The organism is Caulobacter sp. HJHS_5, assembly GCF_056683955.1.
This window is the reverse complement of sequence record NZ_JBWZNC010000003.1, coordinates 341,325-362,656: the sequence shown is the minus strand read 5'-3', so window position 1 is coordinate 362,656 and position 21,332 is coordinate 341,325. Positions and strand designations below refer to the sequence as shown.

At 70.3% G+C, this 21,332-nt stretch carries 19 protein-coding genes; 18 read left to right on the top strand and 1 reads right to left on the bottom strand.

Annotated features, from left to right (window positions below):
• Positions 1–14: 14 nt before the first annotated feature.
• The 18 genes from ACFLIT_RS08040 (at position 15) to ACFLIT_RS07955 (ending at position 18,921) form a co-directional block, all read left to right on the top strand.
• Positions 15–2,828 carry a [protein-PII] uridylyltransferase gene (locus tag ACFLIT_RS08040; protein WP_479910689.1) on the top strand — a complete coding sequence of 938 codons (2,814 nt, stop codon included), beginning with the start codon at positions 15–17 and terminating at the stop codon, positions 2,826–2,828.
• A 46-nt stretch (positions 2,829–2,874) separates the two neighbouring features.
• Complete coding sequence (gene murJ / locus ACFLIT_RS08035; protein WP_479910688.1) at positions 2,875–4,542, top strand: murein biosynthesis integral membrane protein MurJ; 1,668 nt, start codon at positions 2,875–2,877, stop codon at positions 4,540–4,542.
• Between the two features lie 20 nt (positions 4,543–4,562).
• Positions 4,563–5,597, top strand: coding sequence for a tryptophan--tRNA ligase (gene trpS / locus ACFLIT_RS08030; RefSeq protein ID WP_479910687.1), 1,035 nt, complete (start codon positions 4,563–4,565; stop codon positions 5,595–5,597).
• 15 nt (positions 5,598–5,612) lie between these two features.
• The gene (locus ACFLIT_RS08025; RefSeq protein WP_479910686.1) at positions 5,613–6,086 is read left to right on the top strand and encodes a universal stress protein; all 474 of its coding nucleotides are present in this window, start codon (positions 5,613–5,615) and stop codon (positions 6,084–6,086) included.
• Entirely contained in the window at positions 6,087–6,737 is a 651-nt protein-coding gene (locus ACFLIT_RS08020) for a DUF6629 family protein (RefSeq protein ID WP_479910685.1), read from the top strand.
• Positions 6,738–6,752: 15 nt separating this feature from the next.
• Positions 6,753–7,322 (top strand): NifU family protein, encoded by a 570-nt coding sequence (locus tag ACFLIT_RS08015; RefSeq protein WP_479910684.1) that lies wholly within the window; start codon positions 6,753–6,755, stop codon positions 7,320–7,322.
• A gap of 80 nt (positions 7,323–7,402) precedes the next feature.
• Positions 7,403–10,765: a glycosyltransferase gene (locus tag ACFLIT_RS08010; RefSeq protein ID WP_479910683.1), complete on the top strand. Its 3,363-nt coding sequence runs from the start codon at positions 7,403–7,405 to the stop codon at positions 10,763–10,765.
• A gap of 60 nt (positions 10,766–10,825) precedes the next feature.
• Complete coding sequence (locus ACFLIT_RS08005; RefSeq protein WP_479910682.1) at positions 10,826–11,413, top strand: malonic semialdehyde reductase; 588 nt, start codon at positions 10,826–10,828, stop codon at positions 11,411–11,413.
• Positions 11,414–11,432: 19 nt separating this feature from the next.
• Positions 11,433–12,038, top strand: coding sequence for a tRNA (adenosine(37)-N6)-threonylcarbamoyltransferase complex dimerization subunit type 1 TsaB (gene tsaB / locus ACFLIT_RS08000; protein ID WP_479910681.1), 606 nt, complete (start codon positions 11,433–11,435; stop codon positions 12,036–12,038).
• Positions 11,942–12,502, top strand: a complete 561-nt coding sequence (locus ACFLIT_RS07995) for a GNAT family N-acetyltransferase (RefSeq protein ID WP_479910680.1) — start codon at positions 11,942–11,944, stop codon at positions 12,500–12,502. Before tsaB ends, ACFLIT_RS07995 begins: the two co-directional genes overlap by 97 nt.
• Before the next feature lie 12 nt (positions 12,503–12,514).
• Positions 12,515–12,922 carry a Fur family transcriptional regulator gene (locus ACFLIT_RS07990; RefSeq protein WP_479910679.1) on the top strand — a complete coding sequence of 136 codons (408 nt, stop codon included), beginning with the start codon at positions 12,515–12,517 and terminating at the stop codon, positions 12,920–12,922.
• 3 nt (positions 12,923–12,925) lie between these two features.
• Positions 12,926–13,129, top strand: a complete 204-nt coding sequence (locus ACFLIT_RS07985) for a hypothetical protein (RefSeq protein WP_479910678.1) — start codon at positions 12,926–12,928, stop codon at positions 13,127–13,129.
• A gap of 45 nt (positions 13,130–13,174) precedes the next feature.
• Complete coding sequence (gene miaB, locus ACFLIT_RS07980) at positions 13,175–14,527, top strand: tRNA (N6-isopentenyl adenosine(37)-C2)-methylthiotransferase MiaB (protein WP_479910677.1); 1,353 nt, start codon at positions 13,175–13,177, stop codon at positions 14,525–14,527.
• Positions 14,528–14,537: 10 nt separating this feature from the next.
• The gene (locus ACFLIT_RS07975; RefSeq protein ID WP_479910676.1) at positions 14,538–15,491 is read left to right on the top strand and encodes a PhoH family protein; all 954 of its coding nucleotides are present in this window, start codon (positions 14,538–14,540) and stop codon (positions 15,489–15,491) included.
• On the top strand, positions 15,488–15,937 hold the full coding sequence (gene ybeY, locus ACFLIT_RS07970) for an rRNA maturation RNase YbeY (RefSeq protein ID WP_479910675.1): 450 nt from the start codon (positions 15,488–15,490) through the stop codon (positions 15,935–15,937). Before ACFLIT_RS07975 ends, ybeY begins: the two co-directional genes overlap by 4 nt.
• Positions 15,938–15,942: 5 nt before the next feature.
• A complete protein-coding gene (locus tag ACFLIT_RS07965) occupies positions 15,943–16,836 on the top strand; it encodes a hemolysin family protein (protein WP_479910674.1) in 894 nt (297 codons plus the stop codon).
• Positions 16,833–18,455 (top strand): apolipoprotein N-acyltransferase, encoded by a 1,623-nt coding sequence (lnt, locus tag ACFLIT_RS07960; protein ID WP_479910673.1) that lies wholly within the window; start codon positions 16,833–16,835, stop codon positions 18,453–18,455. Before ACFLIT_RS07965 ends, lnt begins: the two co-directional genes overlap by 4 nt.
• Before the next feature lie 64 nt (positions 18,456–18,519).
• Positions 18,520–18,921, top strand: a complete 402-nt coding sequence (locus ACFLIT_RS07955; RefSeq protein WP_479910672.1) for a helix-turn-helix domain-containing protein — start codon at positions 18,520–18,522, stop codon at positions 18,919–18,921.
• A gap of 87 nt (positions 18,922–19,008) precedes the next feature.
• On the opposite strand, the gene pnp is transcribed toward ACFLIT_RS07955, so the two are convergent.
• Positions 19,009–21,159, bottom strand: coding sequence for a polyribonucleotide nucleotidyltransferase (gene pnp / locus ACFLIT_RS07950; RefSeq protein ID WP_479910671.1), 2,151 nt, complete (start codon positions 21,157–21,159; stop codon positions 19,009–19,011).
• Between the last annotated feature and the right edge of the window lie 173 nt (positions 21,160–21,332).

The window sequence follows — 21,332 nt, the reverse complement described above, 5'->3', positions numbered from 1 at the left end:
CCATATAGCGGCCCATGGCTCGCCGTCTGAAACCCACCCGCCTGGAACACGTCGTCGACGGCGTCGCCCTGCGCGCGCGCCTCTCGGCGGCGGCGCTGGATGCGCTGCAGGATCCGGTCGAGCAGCGGCGGCGCGCGCTGGAAATTCTGCGCCAGGCCCTGTTTCGCGGGCGGATGATCGTCAAGGAGCGGCTGGAGAACGGCGCCGGCGGCATCGAGACCGCCCGGCTGCTTTCGGGCGTGACCGACGAGGTGGTCACGGCGCTCTACGACTTCACCACCGTGCACATGATCCGGGCCCGCAACCCCACGGAGGGCGAGCGCCTGGCGGTGGTGGCGGTGGGCGGTTACGGGCGCGGGGCGCTGGCGCCCTACAGCGACCTCGATCTGCTGTTCGTGCGGCCTTACAAGCAGACGGCCCACGTCGAGAGCGTGATCGAGTTCATGCTCTACGCCCTGTGGGACCTGGGTTTCAAAGTCGGCCACGCCTCGCGGACGATCGAAGAGTGCATCAAGCTCTCGCGCGAGGACTTCACCATCCGCACCTCGATCCTCGAGGCCCGCCGCCTGACCGGCGACGAGCGCCTGTTCGACGAGCTGCAACGCCGTTTCCGCGCCGAGGTGGTCAAGGGCACCGAGGCCGCCTTCGTCACCGCCAAGCTGAAGGAGCGCGACGAGCGCCAGACCCGGGCGGGGGCGAGCCGCTACATGGTCGAGCCCAATGTGAAGGAGGGCAAGGGCGGCCTGCGCGACCTGCACACCCTGATGTGGATCGCCGAATACCTGCACGCGGTCGACCGGCCTGACGACGTCTTCCAGCTCGACATGTTCGAGCGGCGCGAGACCAAGACCTTCATCCGCGCCTTCGATTTCCTGCACGCCGTTCGCGCCCACCTGCACTTCACGACCGGCCGCGCCGAGGAACGCCTGACCTTCGACCTGCAGCCGGAAATCGCCCGACGCATGGGCTACGGCGACCGCGGCGACGCCCCGGCGGTGGAGCGGTTCATGCGCTTCTACTTCCTGGTGGCCAAGGACGTGGGGGCGCTGACCCGCACCTTCGCCGCCAAGCTGGAAGCCGAGCATCTGAAGAAGCAACCGAAGGGCATCTCGCGCTTCCTGCCCGGCAAGACCCGCCGCATGAAGCCGATCGAGGCCGAAGGCTTCTTCGAGGACGGCGGCCGCCTGAACGTCGACGGCGCCTGGGTGTTCGAGCGCGACCCGGTCGACCTGATCCGCATCTTCAAGATCGCCGACCAGCGCGGCCTCGACCTGCACCCCGACGCCTTCACCGCCATCACCCGCAGCCTGGGTCTGATCACCTCGCGGGTGCGGCGCGACCCGGACGCCTCGCGCGCCTTCCTCGACGTGCTGGCGCGCGGCAAGGAAACCTACCGGGTCCTCACCCTGATGAACGAGAGCGGCGTGCTGGGCCGCTTCCTGCCGGAGTTCGGCCGGGTCGTCGCCCAGATGCAGTTCAACATGTACCACTCCTACACGGTGGACGAGCACACCCTGCGCGCCGTGGGCGTGATCGGCGACATCATCACCGGCCGCCTGGACGAGGAGCATCCGCTGTCGGCCTCGGTCATGCCGCTGATCGGCGACCGGGAGACCCTGTTCCTCGCCATGCTGCTGCACGACACCGGCAAGGGCGGCGTCGGCGGCCAGGAGAAGGCGGGCGCCCGCTCCGCCCGTTCGGCCTGCGAACGCCTGGGGCTGGAGCGCAGCAAGGTCGAACTGGTCGCCTGGCTGGTCGAGCACCACCTGGTGATGAGCGATTACGCCCAGAAGCGCGACGTCGCCGACCCGCGCACCATCGAGGCCTTCGCCCGCATCGTCGAGAATCCCGAGCGGATGCGCCTCTTGCTGGTGCTCACCGTGGCCGACATCCGCGCCGTTGGCCCGGGCGTCTGGAACGGCTGGAAGGGCCAGCTGCTGCGCGAGCTCTACACCGCCACCGAGGCGGTGTTCCGCGGCGGCCGCGGCTCGGACGCCGCCGCCAGCGTCATGCGTTCGCACGAGCGGCAGGCCGCCGAGGCCCGCGCCCAGCTGGTCGCCATCGACGCCTCCACCGCCGACTGGGCGGGGGCGATGGAGAACGCCTATTTCGTGGGCTTCAAGGCCGATGAGCTGGCCGCCCACGCGGCCCTGGCCCGCCGCGCGGCCGCCGAGGGCGGCGTCGCCGCCGAGGCCTTCATTCCTCCCGGCTCGCCGGCCGCCGAGATCGTGGTCGCCGCGCGCGACCGGCGGGGCCTGTTCGCCGACCTGACCCTGGCCATCTCGGCCCTGGGCGGCAACGTGATGGGCGCGCGGGTCTTCACCTCCCGCCAGGGCGAGGCGCTGGACGTCTTCTATGTGCAGGACGGGGCCGGCCAGCCGCTGGGCGGCGACAACCCCCGGCAACTGCAGCGCATGGCCGAGGCGGTCGAGGCGGCCGGTCGCGGCGAGGCGGTGACCGCCGAACGGCGCCGCGCCAGCGACCTCGGCCGCGCGGCGGCCTTCAAGATCGCCCCGGCGGTGACGCTGGATAACGAAGCCTCGCAGGAGGCCACGGTGGTCGAGGCCTCGGGCCGCGACTGGCCGGGGCTGCTCGAAGCCCTGGCCCGCACCCTGGCCAACGCCGGCTATTCCATCCAGTCGGCCCACGTCGACGGCTACGGCGAGCGGGCGGTCGACACCTTCTATGTCCAGACCGCCGATGGAGCGAAGGTGACCGATGTCCGCAAGATGGCCTCGCTGAAGACCGCCCTGCTGGCCGCCATGGACCGCGACAGTCCCAACCCGAGGCCCCGGCTGCAGCGGGCGACGGCGAGCGTGGCGCGTTAACTCACGTTCGCTTGACCCCCGACCACCGTCAGCGCAGAAGCCGGACGTGACCGAAACCCCGCCCGCGCCGACGACTCCCGCCGCTCCGCCGGCCCCAGGCGGCGGCAAGAAGGGCGGCCTCTTCCGTTCGTCGCTGATCTATTCCAGCCTGACCCTGGTCAGCCGGTTCCTGGGCTTCGCGCGCGATCTGGCGGTCTCCTATCGCATGGGCGCCAGCGCCTCGGCGGCGGCCGACGCCTACAACGCGGCACTGGCCTTTCCGAACCTGTTTCGCCGCTTCTTCGCTGAGGGCGCCTTCTCGGCCGCCTTCGTGCCGGCCTACGCCAAGGCGATCCAGACCGACGGCGAGGAGAAGGCCGACATCATGGCGGCCGACGCCATGGCCACCTTGGCGGCCGCCACCATCGTCATCACCGTGGCCTGCCAGCTGGCCATGCCCTGGCTGATGATGCTGATCAGCCCCGGCTTCGCCGCCGACCCGGCCAAGTACAAGCTTGCGGTGCTGCTGACCCAGATCACCATGCCCTACCTGCCGTGCATGGCCATCGTCGCCCACCTGTCTGGCGTGTTGAACGCGCGGGACCGCTTCATCCTCTCGGCCGCCGCGCCGGTGCTGCTCAACGTCTTCACCCTGGCGTTCATCCTGCCGCAGAGCAGCGCCATCGGCGCCGCCACCTACGGCTCGATCGGCGTCATCGTCGCCGGCGTGGCCCAGGCGCTGCTGCTGGTCTGGGGCGTCAACAAGTCCGGCGCCAAGGTCCATTGGCGGCTGCCGCGCCTCACCCCCGAGGTGAAGGCCCTGATCGGCAAGGCCATCCCCGGCGCCCTGGCGGCCAGCGCCACCCAGGTGAACATCTTCATCTCCGGCAACCTGGCCAGCCATGTGCCCGGCGGCCGCTCCTGGCTGGCGACCGCCGACCGCCTCTATCAGTTGCCGCTCGGCCTCGTCGGCGTGGCCATCGGCGTCGCCCTGCTGCCCCGCCTGTCGCGCGCCGTGCATTCGGGCGACGGTCATGACGCCCAGAGCGCCATGGACGAGGCCATCGCCCTGGCCATGGCCCTGACCCTGCCGGCCGCCACCGCCCTGGTCGCCATGCCCGGCTTCCTGTCGGACGCCCTCTACACCCGCGGCCAGTTCACCAGCTTCGACGCCAGCCAGACCGCCCAGGCGCTGTTCTTCTACGGGCTCGGCACCCCCGCCTTCGTGCTGCAGCAGCTCTATTCGCGAGCCTTCTTCGCGCGCGGCGACACCAAGAGCCCGATGCGCTTCGCCCTGATCTCGGTGGCGGTGAACATCATCGCCGGCATCGCCCTGTTCAACCTGATGGGGGTCAAGGGCATCGCCGCCGCCACCGCCATCGCCTCCTGGCTGAACGTCGCCCAGATGGCGATGGGCTTGGCGCGCAAGGGACACTACAGCCCCTCGCTCGCCATCTGGTCGCGGGTGGCGCGCATCCTGGCGGCCAGCGTCGGCATGGGCCTGGCCCTAGCCGCCGCCGCCCACTGGCGCCCGCTGATCGAGGCCCCCCTGCGGGCCGCCGGCCTCACCGGCCAGGCCGTGGGCGCCAAGGAAGCCGCCCTGCTGCTGACCGTGCTGGCGGGCGCCGCGCTCTATCCCCCGCTGGTCCTGCTGTTCCGCGGAGTCACCTTGGCCGAGATCAAGGGGGTCCTGCGGCGCAAGACGTCCGACCCCGCTCCCTTGCCCGAGGCCTAAGGCGGGGGTAGAGCCCGCCCATGAGCCAGCCCGCCGCCCCCGCCTACACCGGTCCCGAACGCGTCCTCTCCGGCGTGCAGCCCTCCGGAGCCCTGCACCTCGGCAACTATCTCGGCGCCCTGGTGAAGTTCGCCCGTCTGCAGAATGAGCGCGAGACCTTCATCTTCGTCGCCGACCAGCACGCGATCACGGTCTGGCAGGAGCCCGCGCTGCTGGCCCAGCAGACCCGCGAGATCGCCGCCGCCTACCTGGCCGCCGGGCTCGATCCGGCCAAGGCCGCCATCTTCCCGCAATCGGCGGTGCGCGAACACGTCGAGCTGGCCTGGATCTTCAACTGCGTCGCCCGCCTCGGCTGGCTCGACCGCATGACCCAGTTCAAGGAGAAGAGCGGCAAGCACAAGGAGCGCTCGAGCGTCGGCCTCTACACCTACCCGGTGCTGCAGGCCGCAGACATCCTGGTCTACAAGGCCACCCACGTGCCGGTGGGCGAGGATCAGCGCCAGCACCTGGAGCTGACCCGCGACGTCGCCGCCAAGTTCAACCACGACTACGACGCGCCCGGCTTCTTCCCCCTGACCGACGCCCTGACCCAGGGCCCGGGCGCGCGGATCATGAGCCTGCGCGACGGCTCGGCGAAGATGAGCAAGTCCGATCCCTCGGACCTGTCGCGCATCAACCTGACCGACGACGCCGACGCGATCGCCTCGAAGATTCGCAAGGCCAAGACCGATCCCGAGCCCCTGCCCGAGGCGGTCGAGGGCCTGGCCGAACGGCCGGAAGCCAGGAACCTGGTCGGCATCTACGCCGCCCTGGCCGGCAAGACCGACGCCGAGGTGCTCGCCGAGTTCGGCGGCCAGGGCTTCGGCGCCTTCAAGCCGGCGCTGGCCGACCTGGCGGTGGCGCAACTGGCCCCGGTGGGCGAGCGGATGCGGGGCTACCTGGCCGATCCAGGCGAGATCGACCGCATCCTCAAGGCCGGCGCCGAGCGCGCCCGCGCCGTGGCCGCCCCGGTGGTCGACGAGGTGCGCCGCAAGGTGGGCTTCATCGCGCTTTAGGGTAAGCTCACGCTCATGAGCCCGCGCAAGTTCCTGGTCGTCGCCGACGACAGCCCGGAGTTCGAAGCCGCCCTGCGCTTCGCCTGCCGCCGCGCGCGGTCGGTCGGCGGCCGGGTGGTGCTGCTCAAGGTGCTGGAGCCCGCCGAGTTCGAGCACTGGTCGGGCGTGCGCGACGAGATCGAGCGGCAGGAGCGCGAGGAGGCCGAGGCCGTGTTGCAGAAGCTGGCCGTGCAGGTGGCCGAGGCTTCCGGCGCGGCCCCGGAGTTCGACATTCGCTCCGCGGAGTCCCTGCGGCTCGGCATCCGCGCGGCGGTGGCCGACGACCCCGAGATCAAGATCCTGGTGCTGGCCGCCGCCGTCGGCGGACGCGGCCCTGGGCCACTGGTGGCGTCGCTGGCCAAGGAAGGCGTTTCCTGGGGCGGCCGCAAGCTGCCGGTCACCGTCGTGCCCGGCGACCTGACCGACGACGAGATCACGGCGCTGGCCTAGATGTGCTTCTCGCCCCAGGTCAGCTTCGCCGCCGCCGGGGTTCTGGGAGCGCTCGGCGCCGTCTGCATCGGCCAGGCCTCGCAGCTTCGTGAGAAGCCGCTGGCGGCCATCCCGCTGCTGTTCGCCGCGCAGCAGGCGCTGGAGGGGTTCATCTGGCTGTCGCCGCTGCACGGCGGCCACGTCAGCAACGCCTGCGTGATCGGCTATCTCGGCTTCGCCAAGGTGCTGTGGCCGACCTATGCGCCGCTCGCCGTCCTGCTGGTCGAGCCGTCGGCCGTGCGACGGCGGATCATGGCGGTGTGCGCCGCCATCGGCGCCCTGGTCTCGACCTACCTCGCCTGGGGCCTGGCGACCTGGCCGCAATGGGCGGAGCTGCGGCGTGGCCACATCGTCTACACTACCGAACAGCCGATCCCGCTGTGGGTGGGCATGGTCTACCTCGCCTTCGTCAGCCTGGCGTTCGTGGCGGCGTCGGAGCCTCTGATCGTGACGTTCGGCGCGATCCTGTTCGGCGGCGCGGTGATCATCCGCCTGCTGGCGCCCTTCGCCTTCCCCTCGATCTGGTGCTTCTTCGCGGCCATGGCCAGCAGCATCCTGGTGCTGCATTTCGTCCGCGCGCGGCGGCGACGGCTTGCGCCGGCCGGGGTCTGAGGCCATCTGTCGCCTATGTTCATCCAGACCGAAGCCACCCCGAACCCCGAGGTTCTGAAGTTCCTGCCCGGCCGCGAAGTGCTGGGCTCGGGCGCGCGGGAGTTTCGCGACGCCGAGGACGCCGCCGCCTCGCCGCTGGCCAAGGCGCTGTTCGATCTCGACGGGGTGGAGAAGGTCTATTTCGGGCCGGACTTCCTGACCGTCGGCAAGGACGTGCACCACGAGTGGCCGCACCTGAAGGCTCCGGTGCTGGCGGCGATCATGGATCACTTCACCAGCGGCCGGCCGGTGTTGAACGAGGCCGCTGAAAGCGGTCACGACGAGACGGTCTATGACGACGAGACCCAGCAGATCGTCACCGAGATCAAGGAACTGCTCGACAGCCGCATCCGCCCGGCCGTGGCGCAGGACGGCGGCGACATCGTCTTCTCGCGCTTCGAGCCGGACACCGGCGTCGTGTGGCTGAACATGCGCGGCGCCTGCTCGGGCTGCCCGTCGTCGACCGCCACCCTCAAGGCCGGGGTCGAAAACATGCTGCGGCACTATGTGCCGGAAGTGACCCGGGTCGAGCAGACCCTGGGCTGACCTGGCCTTCGCGGCCGGGTCTCCACGCCGTAAAAATCCGAGCAAGCTTCTGACGCAATTGGGGCGTCATGGGTCGGTGCATGATCGCGCCGATCTTCCACGACCCTTCCGGCAAGCGCGCCCAGCGGACGAACCTGGTCGCCGGGCTGCTGCTGTCGCTGGCGGTGTTGGTCGTGGCCGGCTTCTTCGCCACCCTGGCCTTCGCGCCGCGTTTGCCGACCCTGTCGCTGCGCGATCCGCAGACCCTGCGCGGCCTGCATGTGGAAACCAGCCACAAGGGGCGCCATTACCGCCACAAGCCGGTGCGCGTCGCCGCGCCTCACGCCGGCGACCCGGCGGCGCGTCCGATCTCCGTCGGCTTCTATGTGCCGTGGGACGAGACGTCCCGCGCTTCGCTGCGCGACCACCTCGCAGACCTCGACGTCGTCTCGCCGCAGTGGATCGCCCTTAAAGGCTCCGCCGGGGACGTGCAGGTGGCGGCCGATCCGCAGGGCGCGGCCCTGATCGCCCACGCCAAACGGCCGCCCTCGGTCATCCCCCTGGTGCACAATGCGCACGACGGACTGTCGGACGGCGCCTTGGCCGACAAGCTGCTGATCGACCCGGCCGCGCGCGCCGCCCTGATCGCCCGGCTGAAGACCCTGGCTCAGGGGCGCGGCTACGCCGGCTATCTGTTCGACTTCGAGAACCTGTCCGGGCGCGGCCTCGCCCAATACCCCGCCCTGCTGCGCGAGGCGCGAACCGCCTTCAGACCGCTGGGGCTGGAGGTTTGGGTCGCGACCCCGGTCGGCGACGACGCCTGGCCGCTGAAGGCGCTGCAGGCCGCCTCCGACACCGTGGTGCTGATGGCCTACGATCAGCATTATTCGACCGGCGGGCCCGGCCCCGTGGCCGGTCAGCCCTGGTTCGAGAGCGTCGTGGCGCGGGACATGAAGTCGCTCGACCCGGCGCGCACCGTGCTCGCCCTGGCCGCCTACGGCTACGACTGGACGCTCCCGGACAAGGTTCATTCCCATCCGGCGCCGGCTGAGACAGCCCTGTTCTACGAAGCCGTGCAAGCGGCGCACGACGCCGGCGCCGAGGTGCGCATGGACGACGACGCCCTCAATCCGACCTTCGGCTACCAGGACGACGACGGACGACGGCATGCCGTCTGGTTCCTCGACGCGGCCACGCTGCGCAACGAGATCAAGACCGCCGACGACTGGCGGCCGCGCGGCTACGCCCTGTGGCGGATGGGCGGCGAAGACCCTGCCGTCTGGCGATTCTTCCGCCAGCCCTACGGCGCGTCGAGCACGGCGGGCCTGGAGACCATCGCCCCCAGCACCGGCGTCGACTTCAACGGCGCGGGCGAGGTGCTGCATGTCGCCGCCCGGCCGACCGGCGGCGCCCGCACCCTGGAGTTCGATCCCGACGACGGCCTGATCTCCGGCGAGACTTATACCGCCCTGCCGACCTCCTACGTCATCGACCGCTACGGCGCCCATCCCGGCAAGGCAGCCCTGACCTTCGACGACGGACCGGACCCGCGCTGGACGGCGAAGATCCTCGACATCCTGAAAGCGAAGCACGCCCACGCCACCTTCTTCGTGATCGGCCAGAACATGCAGGCCGAGCCCGGCCTGGTGGCTCGCGAGGTGCGCGAGGGCAATGTCGTCGGCAGCCACACCTGGACCCACCCCAACATCGGGGAAATTCCCGTCGCCGAGGTCGGGCTGGAGCTGAACGCCACCCAGCGGCTGTTCGAGGTGATCACCGGCCGCTCCATGCGGCTGTTCCGGCCGCCCTATTTCGGCGACGCCGAGCCCTCGACCCCGGCCGAGATCGAGCCCCTGCTGGTCGCCCAGCGCCTGGGCTACATGGCCGTCGGCCTGCGGATCGATCCGGACGACTGGAAGAAGCCCGACGCCCGGCTGATCGTGCAGCGCACGCTGGATCGCCTGGACGACGTAGGCCCGCGCGCCGGACAGGTGGTTCTGCTGCACGATTCCGGCGGCGACCGCCGGCGCACCATCGAAGCCTTGCCCACCCTGATCGACGCCCTGCGCGCCCATGGCTACGAGTTGGTGACCATCGACCAGCTGGCCGGCATGACGCCCGCCGAGGCCATGCCGCCGACCGACCGCAACGCCTTGGCGCTGACGCTCGACCGCATCGGCTTCGGCCTCTTCGAAGGGCTCGACAAGGCGATGGCCGCCCTGTTCGTCACCGCCATCGCGCTCGGCCTCGCCCGCCTGCTGTTCCTCGCCGTGCTGTCGCTATGGCAGCGGTTCGTCGCCGCCCCGCGTCGGACACCGCCGGAAATCGACCCGCAGGCCGGACCGCTGGTCAGCGTGCTGATCCCCTGCTTCAACGAGGAGCAGGTGATCGTCTCCTCGGTGCGCCGCATCCTCGCCTCGCGCTGGCGGCGGCTGGAGGTGCTGGTGCTCGACGACGGCTCGACCGACGCCACCTCGGCGGTGGTGCGCGAGGCCTTCGCCGGCGAGCCGCGCGTGACCCTGCTGACCTTCGAAAACGGCGGCAAGGCCGAGGCCCTGAACCGCGGCCTGCGCCAGGTGCGCGGCGACATCATCGTGGCCCTGGACGCCGACACCCAGTTCGCACCCGACACCATTGGCCTGCTGGCCCGCTGGTTCGCCGATCCGAAGGTGGGCGCCGTGGCCGGTAACGCCATCGTCGGCAACCGCGTGAACATCGTCACCCGCTGGCAGGCGCTGGAGTACGTCACCGCCCAGAACCTGGAGCGGCGGGCCCTGGCGGCCCTTGGGGCGGTGACCGTGGTGCCCGGCGCGGTCGGCGCCTGGCGGCGCGCGGCGCTGGACGCCCTCGGCGGCTATCCCGCCGACACCCTGGCCGAGGACCAGGACCTGACCCTGGCCTGTCAGGCGGCGGGCTGGACCGTGGAATTCGACCCCGCCGCCCGCGCCTATACCGAGGCGCCCGACACTATCGCCGGGCTGCTGAAGCAGCGCTTCCGCTGGTCGTTCGGCACCCTGCAGTGCCTGTGGAAGCACCGCGCCTGCCTGTTCAGCCGAAAGCATCCGGTGCTCGGCTTCGTGGCCCTGCCGCAGATCTGGCTGTTCCAGATCGTGCTCACGGTCGCCGCGCCGCTGGTGGACCTGGCCATCGTCTCCAGCCTGGCCTGGTCCATCTACGCCTGGGGCTACCACCCGACCGAGTGGTCGCCGGACGACCTGTTCCGCGGCCTGTTCTACTGGGCGGCCTTCATCTGCCTCGACCTGTCGGCCGGCGCCCTGGGCATGGCCATGGAGCGGCGCGCGCCATGGAAGGACCTCGTCTGGCTGCCGGTGCAGCGGTTCGGCTATCGCCAGCTGATGTACTATGTGGTGGTCAAGTCGGTCGTCACCGCCATCAAGGGCCGGCGGGTGGGCTGGGGCAAGCTGGAGCGCCGAGCCAGCGTGGCGCTCGACGCGGCCGCCTGAAACTTGCCGGTCACGACATGGGTCTTAACTAGGGGCGACGCGTCGCCCCTGGAGTTCCGCATGGCCACCCTTCCCGATCCCGCCCTCGACCAGCTGTTCCGCTCGGCGCGCACCTACAACAGCTGGGACCCGGCGCCCCTGCCGGAGAGCCTGCTGCGGGAGATTTATGACCTGGCCAGGTGGGGTCCCACCGCCGCCAACTCGACCCCCGCCCGCTTCGTCTTCGTGACCAGCGAGGAAGGGCGCGCCAAACTGGCCGCCTGCGCCCACGGCTATAACCGCGACAAAATCCTGCAGGCGCCCTGCACTGTGGTGGTGGGCTACGACCTCGACTTTCCCGAGTACCTGCCCCGTCTGTTCCCGCACAATCCGTCGGTGAAGGACGACTTCCCGGATCCCGACCATCGCCGCACCGTCGCCCTGCGCAACGGCTCGCTGCAGGGCGGCTACTTCATCATGGCGGTCCGTTCGCTCGGCCTCGACTGCGGCCCGATGGGCGGCTTCGAACACGACGAAGTGGATGCGGCCTTCTTCGCCGGGACCAACATCAAGTCGAACTTCATCTGCTCGATCGGCCATGGCCGCCAGCACAAGCTGCGCGCCCGAGGCCCGCGCCTGGACTTCGAAGAGGCCTGTCAGATCGTCTGATCTGGGCTATGTGCGGCGCGTGGTCATCCTAACGATCGACACCTGTTTCGCCGCCTGCCAGGTCGCCGTGCTGCACGGCGGCGCTGTGACGGCGCGCAGCGAGGCGATGGAGCGCGGCCATCAGGAGCGACTGGCCGGCATGGTCGCCGAGGCCCTGGCCGAGGCCGGCGCCGGCTTTTCGGACCTCTCCCGCATCGGCGTCACCGTCGGGCCCGGCTCGTTCACCGGGCTGCGCGTCGGCCTCGCCTTCGCCAAGGGCATGGGCCTGGCGCTGGGCGTCCCGGTCGTCGGCGTCGGGGCGCTCCAAGCCCTGGCCGCCGGTCGCGACGGCCGCATCGCCGCCGTGCTCGATGCCCGGCGGGATCAGGTTCACCTGCAGGTGTTCGACGAAGGCGCTTCACTGGCCGCGCCCGAGGCCGTCGATATCCCCGTCGCGCTCGAGCGCCTCGCCGCCTTGCCGGACGGCGTCCTCATCGGCCCCGGCGCGCCCCTGCTCGCCGCCTCGGGCTGGAGCCTAGACGCGACGCCGTGGCCGAACATCGCCGCGGTCGCCGCCCTGGCCGCCGAGCTCGACCCCGCCGGCGCCCCGCCGACGCCGCTCTATCTGCGGGGGGCCTACGCCTGAGCGACCTGACCGCCCTATCGAGCGCCGACGCCGAAGCCCTGGCGGGCGCCCACGCCCTCAGTTTCGAGCGGCCCTGGTCGGCCGAGGAGTTCGCGGCCCTGCTGGCCTCGCCGGGCGTGTTCGGCTTCGGCGGTCCGAACGGCTTCATCCTCTGCCGCGCCGCCGCGGGCGAAGCCGAGATTCTCACCCTGGCCGTGGACCCGGCCGCCCGCCGCGCCGGCCTCGGCCGCGCATTGGTCGAGACGGCCATGGGCGTCGCCGCCCTGGCGGGCGCCGAGAGCGCGTTTCTGGAAGTCGCCGAGGACAACGCGGCCGCCCAGGCGCTCTATGCCGCCGCCGGCTTCGGCCTCGCGGGCCGCCGCCCGCGCTACTATCGTCGCGCCGACCGCGAAATCGACGCCCTCGTCATGCGCCGCGATCTTAACAGCAGCGATGTCGCACCCTATGCTGGGCCGACCGCGTAAGGGAGATCGCCTTTGGACCGCCTTGAACAGCTCTGCGTCGAAAAGGGCATGCGGATGACCGACCAGCGCCGGGTGATCGCCCGCGTGCTGTCGCAGGCCAATGACCACCCGGATGTCGAGGAGCTGCACCGCCGCGCCCACGACATCGATCCGCACATCTCGATCGCCACCGTCTACCGCACCGTGCGTCTGTTCGAGGAGAGCGGCATCATCGAGCGCCACGACTTCCGTGACGGCCGCTCGCGCTACGAAGAAGCGCCCGATCATCACCATGACCACCTGATCGACATGAAGACCGGCAAGGTCGTCGAGTTCATGGACGAGGAGATCGAGCGCCTGCAGCAGGCCATCGCCGAGCGTCTGGGCTACAAGTTGGTCGACCACCGGCTCGAGCTCTACGGCATGCCGATCGAGGACTAGGCTTTGACCCCCGCGGTCAGGAAGTGGGCGCCCATCGGTTTGGCGGCCGTGGTGCTCGCCCTCGGCCTGATCATCGGCTTCGTGCTGCTGCGGCCGAAGCCGGCCCCGCCCGCGCCGCCGCCTCCGCCGCCGAAATGGGACTGCGGCACGGCCTACGGCGAAGAAGTCTGCGAGCGCCAGCTGCCGCCGGCGCGGCCCGCCTCCTGAGCGGCCAAGCTTGCGGACGCGCCCCACCGACCCCATAACCCCGCGATGACCGAGACAGGCCCCGGCGCCGAGAAGAAGCGGCTGTTCATCAAGAGCTACGGCTGCCAGATGAACGTCTACGACAGCGAGCGCATGGCCGATGTGCTGGCGCCGCTGGGCTATGAGCCGGTCGACGCGCCCGAGGGCGCGGACCTGGTGGTGCTGAACACCTGCCACATCCGCGAGAAGGCCACCGAGAAGGTCTATTCCGAGCTTGGCTTCATCAAGCAGATGAAGGCCGACCGCAAGGCCGACGGCGGCGGCATGCAGGTGGTGGTCGCCGGCTGCGTGGCCCAGGCCGAGGGCGAGGAAATCATGCGCCGCCAGCCGGCCGTGGACCTGGTGGTCGGGCCGCAGAGCTATCACCAGCTGCCCGAGCTGATCGCCCGCGCCAGCCGCGCGCGCGGCGAGCGCCTGGCCACCGACTTCGCGCCGGAGGCCAAGTTCGACGCCCTGGCCAAGGCCCGCACCGCCGGCGGGGTGACCGCCTTCCTCACCGTGCAGGAAGGCTGCGACAAGTTCTGCAGCTTCTGCGTGGTGCCCTACACGCGCGGGCCCGAGTGGTCGCGCCCGGTCGACGCCATCCTCGCCGAGGCTCGGGGTCTGGCCGAGCGCGGCGTGCGCGAGGTGACCCTGCTGGGCCAGAACGTCAACGCCTACGCCGGTGAGGGCGGTCTCGCCGGCCTGGTGCGCCAACTCGCCCGGATCGATGGCCTGGACCGCATTCGCTACACCACCAGCCATCCCAACGACATGGACGACGCCCTGATCGCCGCCCACGCGGAGGTCGAGGAGTTGATGCCCTATCTGCACCTGCCCGTGCAGGCGGGATCCGACCGCATCCTCAAGGCGATGAACCGCAGCCACACCGCCGACAGCTACCTGAAGGTGATCGAGAAGATTCGCGCCGCGCGGCCGGACATGGCGATCAGCGGCGACTTCATCGTCGGCTTCCCCGGCGAACGCGAAGCCGACTTCCAGGCGACGCTCGACTTGGTGGAGGCCGTCGGCCATGCGGCCGCCTTCTCGTTCAAATACTCTCGCCGCCCGGGCACCCCGGCCGCCGCCATGCAGGGCCAGATCGCCGAAGAGGTGAAGGTCGAGCGGCTGGCGCGGCTGAACGCCCTGCTCGACAGCCAGCAGGCCGCCTTCAACCAGGCGCAGGCCGGCCGCACCCTGGGCGTGCTGTTCGAACGCGCCGGCCGCCGCCCCGGCCAGGTGGTCGGCCGCAGCCCCTATCTGCAGCCGGTGCACATCGAGGGTGGGACAGAGCTGATCGGCCGGATCCTGCCCGTCGACATCGTCTCCGCCACCAAGGGCAGCCTCACCGGCGCCCTGCTTTCCCAGGTCGCCGCCTAGTGGACGCTGCATGAGCGCCAAACCCTCCGACTTCCTGCCCCTCTCGGACGCGGCCGCCCGCGCCGTCGCCGGCGATCGCGGCCGCCACGCCGCCCTGATCGAAGACGCCTTCCGCGTGCTGATCGAGACGCCCGGCGGCGGGGTCTCCATCGGCGGCGACCCCAAGGACCGCCAGGTCGCCCGCCGGGCCGTGGCCCTGCTGGCCGAGCGCGCCGACGCGGGCGACGACGTCAGCGAGGCCGACGTCCGCGTGGCCATCAACGAGGCGCGCAGCGGCGGGCCGGGCGTGCAGAATGCGGCGCGCGGCGCCAGCCGCCGTGGTCCCGTTGGCCCCAAGACCGCCGCCCAGGCCCGCTATCTGGAAGCCCTCGGGTCGCACGAACTGGTGTTCGGACTCGGCCCTGCCGGCACCGGCAAGACCTTCCTGGCCGTGGCCCACGGCGCGGGCCTGCTGCTGCGCGGCGAGGTCGAGCGGCTGGTGATCACCCGCCCCGCAGTCGAGGCCGGCGAGCGCCTCGGCTTCCTGCCCGGCGACCTGACCGAGAAGGTCGACCCCTACATGGCGCCCGTGTGGGAGGCCCTGACCGACATCATCGGGCCCGAGCAGCTGCGCCGCCGCCGCGACAAGGGCGAGATCGAGGTCGCCCCCATCGCCTTCATGCGCGGCCGCACCCTGAGCCGCGCCTTCGTCATCGTCGACGAGGCCCAGAACACCTCGCGCCTGCAGATGAAGATGGTGCTGACCCGCCTGGGCGAGCGCGCGCGCATGGTGGTGACCGGCGACCCCAGCCAGGTCGACCTGATGAACGCGGCCGACAGCGGCCTCGCCCATGCCGTCTCGATCCTCGAAGGGGTGGAAGGCGTGGCGGTCGCCCGCTTCTCCAGCTCCGACGTGGTGCGGCACCCGCTGGTCGAACGCATCGTCAAGGCCTACGACGCCGCGGCCAGCGGCGGGGTGCGATGAACACCGTCGATATCGAGGTCGAGGACGCCGCCTGGGCCGCCGCCCTGTCGGACGCCGAGGCCCTCACCCGCTCGGCCGCGGAGGCGGCCTTCGCCGCCATCGAACCCATCGTCGGCTCGGTGGTGGTGCTGCTGACCGGCGACGACGAGGTCGCGGCGCTGAACCAGCAGTTCCGCGACAAGACCGGCCCGACCAACGTCCTGTCCTTCCCCGCCCCGGTCGGCCCCGAGGACCATCTGGGCGATATCGCCCTGGCCTACGGCGTCTGCGCCCGCGAAGCCGTCGAGCAGGGCAAGACTCTCGCCGCGCACCTGCAGCACCTTGTGGCGCATGGAGTGCTGCATCTTGTAGGCTATGATCACCAGACCGAGGCCGAGGCCGAGGACATGGAGGCCCTGGAGCGCGAGATCGTCGCGAACCTCGGCCACCCCGACCCTTACGCATAAGGCCGATGGCTGACCCCGACCCAAGCAGTTCCGCCGCAGAGCGCCCGTCCCGGGGCCTGCGCGCGTTTTTCCGGCGGCTGAAGAAGGCCAACCGCAACGGCGCCGCGAGCGGCCACGGCGTGGACAGCCCGCCGCACGCACCCGGCGAGGTCGACATGGTCGACCAGGCCCATGCTTTCCAGGCCCTGCGCATCGCCGACGTGATGACGCCGCGCGCCGACATCACCGCCGTGGACGTGAGCATTCCCTTCGACGAGCTGGTCGCCCAGTTCGTGGAGGCCGAGCATTCGCGGATGCCGATCTACCGCGAGACGCTCGACGACCCGATCGGCGTCGTCCACGTGAAGGACGTCTTCAAGCTGCTGGCCGGCAAGGCCCGGCGGCCGGCCTCGGACGACGCGGTTCTGAAGCGCCTGCGCCGTCTGCGCCGCCCTGTGCTCTATGTGCCAGCCTCGATGCGCGGCGCCGACCTCCTGCTGCGGATGCGCACGAGCCGCACCCACATGGCCCTGGTGATCGACGAGTTCGGCGGGGTCGACGGCCTGGTCACCCTGGAGGACCTGGTGGAGGCCGTGGTCGGCGAAATCGACGACGAACATGACGAGGCTCAGAGCAGCGGCGTGGTCGAGCGCCCGGGCGGCGTCTTCGAGGCCCACGCCCGGGCGCCGCTGGACGAGCTGCAGGCCGCGCTGGGCGGCGTCGACCTGGCGCCCAGCGACCTGGAGGAGGAAATCGACACCGTCGGCGGGCTGGTGACCGCCGTCGCCGGCCGCGTGCCCCAGCGCGGCGAGGTGATCGCCCACCCGGCCGGCTTCGAGCTGGAAGTGACCGACGCCGACCCTCGCCGCGTCAAGCGCGTGCGCGTGCGGCCCGCCGCGCCTGAGGCGCCTTCCGCTTGAGCGACGCGGCGACGCCCGTTTCAAAATTCGTCGCGTGGCGGCGACGCGGCCTGGCGGTTCTCGCCGGCCTGCTGGCCGCGCTCGCCCATCCGCCGTTCGGCGTCCTGCCCGGGCTCCTCGCCTACGGCTGGTTGATGCACCTGTGGGACCGGCCGGACGCGCCGCGTCCGCTGCGCTCGGCTTTCCTGACCGGCTGGCTGGCCGGCGTCGGCTATTTCGGGCTGGGCGTCTGGTGGGTGGCCGAGGCCTTCATGGTCGACGCCGCCAATCAGGGCTGGATGGCGCCGTTCGCCGTCGCCGCCCTGGCCGGCGGCCTGTCGCTGTTCTGGGGCTTGGCCGGCGTGATCTATCGCGCCCTGGCGCCGAAGGGGCCGCTGCGCGTGTTGGTGTTCGCCGGCGCCCTGGCGGGGATGGAATGGCTGCGCGGCCATGTGCTGACCGGCTTTCCCTGGAACCTGCCGGGTGAGACCTGGGCGGCCGGCTCGGCCCCCTCGCAGGCGGCGGCCATGGTCGGCGCCTACGGCCTGACCTGGGTCACCTTGGCCATCGCCGCGGGCCTGACCGTGGTGCTGGAAGGCGCGAGGGGCCGCAATGTCGCGCGCATCGCGGTCGCCGTGCTCGCCGGCCTCTATCTCGGTGGAACGCTGATCCTCATCCGATCGGCCCCCGAGCCCTCCGGGGTGACCGTGCGCATCGTGCAGCCGAACATTCCTCAGGAGAGCAAGTACGACGCCGCCGCCTTCAGCAGCATCGTCGACCGCTACCTGACCCTCACCGAACGGCCGCCGCAGCGGAAGGGCGCCAAGGTCGCCGATGTGGTGATCTGGCCCGAGGGCGCCATTCCCGCCGCCGCCAACGACTATTTGGCGCCCGGAACCTGGACCCGCCGCGCCATCGCCGGCGCCCTGGGCCACAACCAGACCCTGCTGGTCGGCGCATACCGCGTCGAGAGCGGCGCCCAGGGCGACGTCTACTACAACAGCCTGATCGCGGTCGGCTGGGGCGAGGAGACGCTGGAGGTGAAGGGCGTCTACGATAAGCACCGCCTGGTGCCGGGAGGCGAATTCCTGCCCTTCGACGCGCTGTGGGAGAAACTGGGGATCAAGGCCCTGGTCCATGTCGGCGACGGCTTCAGCCCAGGCCCCCGGCCCCAACCGCTGGCCCTGCCCGGCCTGCCGACGACGCAACCCCTGATATGCTATGAGAGCCTGTTCCCCGGCCTGGCCCAACATGTCGCACCCGGCGACATGCGGACGCGTCCGCTTTGGATCGTCAACGTCTCGAACGACGCGTGGTTTGGGGCGACCTCAGGGCCGCTGCAGCATCTCAACCTGGCCAGCTATCGCGCGATTGAAGGAGGACTGCCGATGGTCCGGGCCACGCCTACGGGCGTGTCGGCCATGATCGACGCCCAAGGGCGCACGATCGCTCGGCTCGATCCCGGTCGAGACGGCGTCATCGACGCCGACTTGCCGGCCGCCGGCGGGCCGACCCTTTTCTCGCGCATCGGCGATGCGGCCCTGGCCGTGATGCTGCTCGTCTCCATCGCCTTCACGGCGCCGGTTGTTCGCTTGAACGGCCGCCGCGGTGGCGCGTTGAAGCTGAGCAGGAAGGCGTAAACCACGCTTTTCCGCATCCTCGCCCACGCACCCGCCTGGGCGGCGCCTTGCGAATGACGATGAGATGACTGCACTCAGAGACGGTGATCGATCCCCCAGCCCCATCGATGTCGGAGTCGGCTGGAAAATCCGCGAACGACGCAAGCTGATGAAGATCAGCCAGGAACGCCTCGCGGACGCCCTCGGCCTCACCTTCCAGCAGGTTCAGAAGTACGAGCGCGGCGCCAACCGGGTCAGCGCCTCGAAGCTCTATGAGATCGCCGGAGCGCTCGGCGTGCCAGTGGGCTATTTCTTCGCCGACCTGCCGGGCGGCGCGACCCCCGAGGGCCCGACGGACAGCGACCTGCTCTCCAGTCCGGACAGTCGCGAACTGGCCACCCTCTATGCCCGCATCACCCGCCCGCGCGTGCGCGACCAGGTGCTGCAGCTGGTGCGAATGATGGCCGAGGACGAAGGCCTCGCCTGACGAGGACGGATCCCATAGCCGAGCCGCAAACAAAAACGGGCGGACCGCGAGGTCCACCCGTTCACGTTCAGGGATGACGCCTGAGCCTCAGGTGGTGACCGCGTCTTCCGGCGCGATGGTTTCCTGCTTCGACAGGTCTTCGCCGGTCTCCTGATCGACCACCTTCATCGACAGCTTGGTCTTGCCGCGGTCGTCGAAGCCCAGGAACTTCACCTTCACCATCTGGCCTTCGCTCAGCACGTCCTGCGGGCGAGCCACGCGTTCCTTGCTGATCTGGCTGACGTGGACGAGGCCGTCCTTGGCGCCGAAGAAGTTCACGAAGGCGCCGAAGTCCACGACCTTCACCACCTTGCCGGTGTAGATCGTTCCGACTTCCGGCTCCGAGGCGATCGACTTGATCCAGTCGACGGCGGCCTTGATCTTCTCGCCGTCGCTGGCCGAGACCTTGACCACGCCGTCGTCATTGATGTCGACCTTGGCGCCGGTCTGAGCGACGATCTCGCGGATCACCTTGCCGCCGGTGCCGATCACTTCACGGATCTTGTCGGTGGGGATGGTGATGGTCTCGATCTTCGGGGCGAACTCGCCGACGTCGGCGCGGGGCGCCTCCATGGCCTTGTTCATTTCGCCGAGGATGTGAGCGCGACCGTCCTTCGCCTGGGCGAGGGCCTGCTTCATGATCTCCTGGGTGATGCCGGCGATCTTGATGTCCATCTGCAGCGAGGTGATGCCTTCGCTGGTGCCGGCCACCTTGAAGTCCATGTCGCCGAGGTGGTCCTCGTCGCCGAGGATGTCCGACAGCACGGCGAAGCCGTCCGATTCCAGGATCAGGCCCATGGCGATGCCCGAGACCGGACGAGCCAGCGGCACGCCGGCGTCCATCATGGCCAGGGACGAGCCGCAGACCGTGGCCATCGAGGATGAGCCGTTGGACTCGGTGATCTCGGAGACCAGGCGGATGGTGTAGGGGAAGTCTTCCTTGCTCGGCAGCATCGGGCGGATCGCCCGCCAGGCCAGCTTGCCGTGACCGATTTCGCGACGGCCCGGCGAGCCCATGCGGCCCGTCTCGCCCACCGAATAGGGCGGGAAGTTGTAGTGCAGCAGGAAGCTTTCCTTGTAGGTGCCTTCCAGGGCGTCGATGAACTGCTCGTCGTCGCCGGTGCCCAGGGTGGCGACCACGATCGCCTGGGTCTCGCCGCGCGTGAACAGGGCCGAGCCGTGGGTGCGCGGCAGGACGCCGACTTCGCCGAGGATCGGGCGCACGGTGCGCACGTCACGACCGTCGATGCGCAGGCCGGTGTCGAGGATGCCGCGACGGACGACGTCCGCTTCCAGTTCCTTGAACACGCCGGCCAGCTTCAGCGGATCGGCGCCGGCCGGATTGGTGTCCGACAGCCCCATGGCGGCGATGGCCTTCTTCTTGGCCGCGCCGACCGCTTCGTAGCGGTCCTGCTTCTTCTGGATCTTGTAGGCGGCGGCGATGTCGGCGCCGACGAGGCCCTTCATCTCGGCCTTGATCGCGTCGGTGTCTTCCGGCGTGAAGTCGAAGGGCTCCTTGGCGGCGTGCTCGGCCAGCTCGATGATCGCATCGATCACGGCCTGCATGCCCTTGTGAGCGAAGTCGACGCCGCCGAGGACGATTTCCTCGCTCAGTTCCTGGATCTCGGATTCGACCATCATCACGGCGTCGGCGGTGCCGGCGACCACGAGGTCCATCTTCGAATCCTTCAGCTCGTCGAGCGTCGGGTTCAGGACGTACTCACCGTCGACGTAGCCGACGCGCGCGGCGCCGATCGGGCCCATGAACGGGGCGCCCGAGAGGGTCAGGGCGGCCGAGGCGGCGACCATGGCCAGGATGTCGGGGTCGTTCTCGAGGTCGTGCTGCAGCACGGTGGTGACGACCTGGACCTCGTTCTTGAAGCCCTTGACGAACAACGGGCGGATCGGACGGTCGATCAGGCGGGAGACCAGGGTCTCCTTCTCGCTCGGACGGCCTTCACGCTTGAAGAAGCCGCCGGGAATCTTGCCGGCCGCGAAGGTCTTTTCCTGATAGTTGACGGTCAGGGGGAAGAAGTCCTGGCCGGGCTTTTGTTGCTTGGCGAAGACGGCGGTGGCCAGAACGACGGTCTCGCCCAGGGTGGCGAGCACGGCGCCGTCGGCTTGGCGCGCGATGCGGCCGGTTTCCAGGGTCAGCGTCTTGCCGCCCCACTCGATGGTCTTCTTTTTGATATCGAACATTTTTCTTCTTTCGGTTCCGGCGGGCGAATTCCCGGCGGGGGTGCGGACAGGGGCGAAGCGGCTGGGTTCAGCGGATCCGGTGATCCTCGGTCCTTAGGCAGATCGGTGAGGGGCTTTGCGCCCTCAGCGGAGGCCTTGTCGCATGTCGCGAGAGGCCGGACCACCGCGCTCTC

Coding starts and splice junctions, on each gene's coding strand:
- ACFLIT_RS08005 (WP_479910682.1), top strand. CDS start 10,826: ATGGCCACCCTTCCCGATCCCGCCCTCGACCAGCTGTTCCGCTCGGCG.
- ACFLIT_RS08010 (WP_479910683.1), top strand. CDS start 7,403: ATGATCGCGCCGATCTTCCACGACCCTTCCGGCAAGCGCGCCCAGCGG.
- ybeY (WP_479910675.1), top strand. CDS start 15,488: ATGAACACCGTCGATATCGAGGTCGAGGACGCCGCCTGGGCCGCCGCC.
- ACFLIT_RS07975 (WP_479910676.1), top strand. CDS start 14,538: ATGAGCGCCAAACCCTCCGACTTCCTGCCCCTCTCGGACGCGGCCGCC.
- ACFLIT_RS08020 (WP_479910685.1), top strand. CDS start 6,087: ATGTGCTTCTCGCCCCAGGTCAGCTTCGCCGCCGCCGGGGTTCTGGGA.
- ACFLIT_RS08040 (WP_479910689.1), top strand. CDS start 15: ATGGCTCGCCGTCTGAAACCCACCCGCCTGGAACACGTCGTCGACGGC.
- ACFLIT_RS07955 (WP_479910672.1), top strand. CDS start 18,520: ATGACTGCACTCAGAGACGGTGATCGATCCCCCAGCCCCATCGATGTC.
- ACFLIT_RS07965 (WP_479910674.1), top strand. CDS start 15,943: ATGGCTGACCCCGACCCAAGCAGTTCCGCCGCAGAGCGCCCGTCCCGG.
- ACFLIT_RS08015 (WP_479910684.1), top strand. CDS start 6,753: ATGTTCATCCAGACCGAAGCCACCCCGAACCCCGAGGTTCTGAAGTTC.
- pnp (WP_479910671.1), bottom strand. CDS start 21,159: ATGTTCGATATCAAAAAGAAGACCATCGAGTGGGGCGGCAAGACGCTG.
- ACFLIT_RS08025 (WP_479910686.1), top strand. CDS start 5,613: ATGAGCCCGCGCAAGTTCCTGGTCGTCGCCGACGACAGCCCGGAGTTC.
- miaB (WP_479910677.1), top strand. CDS start 13,175: ATGACCGAGACAGGCCCCGGCGCCGAGAAGAAGCGGCTGTTCATCAAG.
- trpS (WP_479910687.1), top strand. CDS start 4,563: ATGAGCCAGCCCGCCGCCCCCGCCTACACCGGTCCCGAACGCGTCCTC.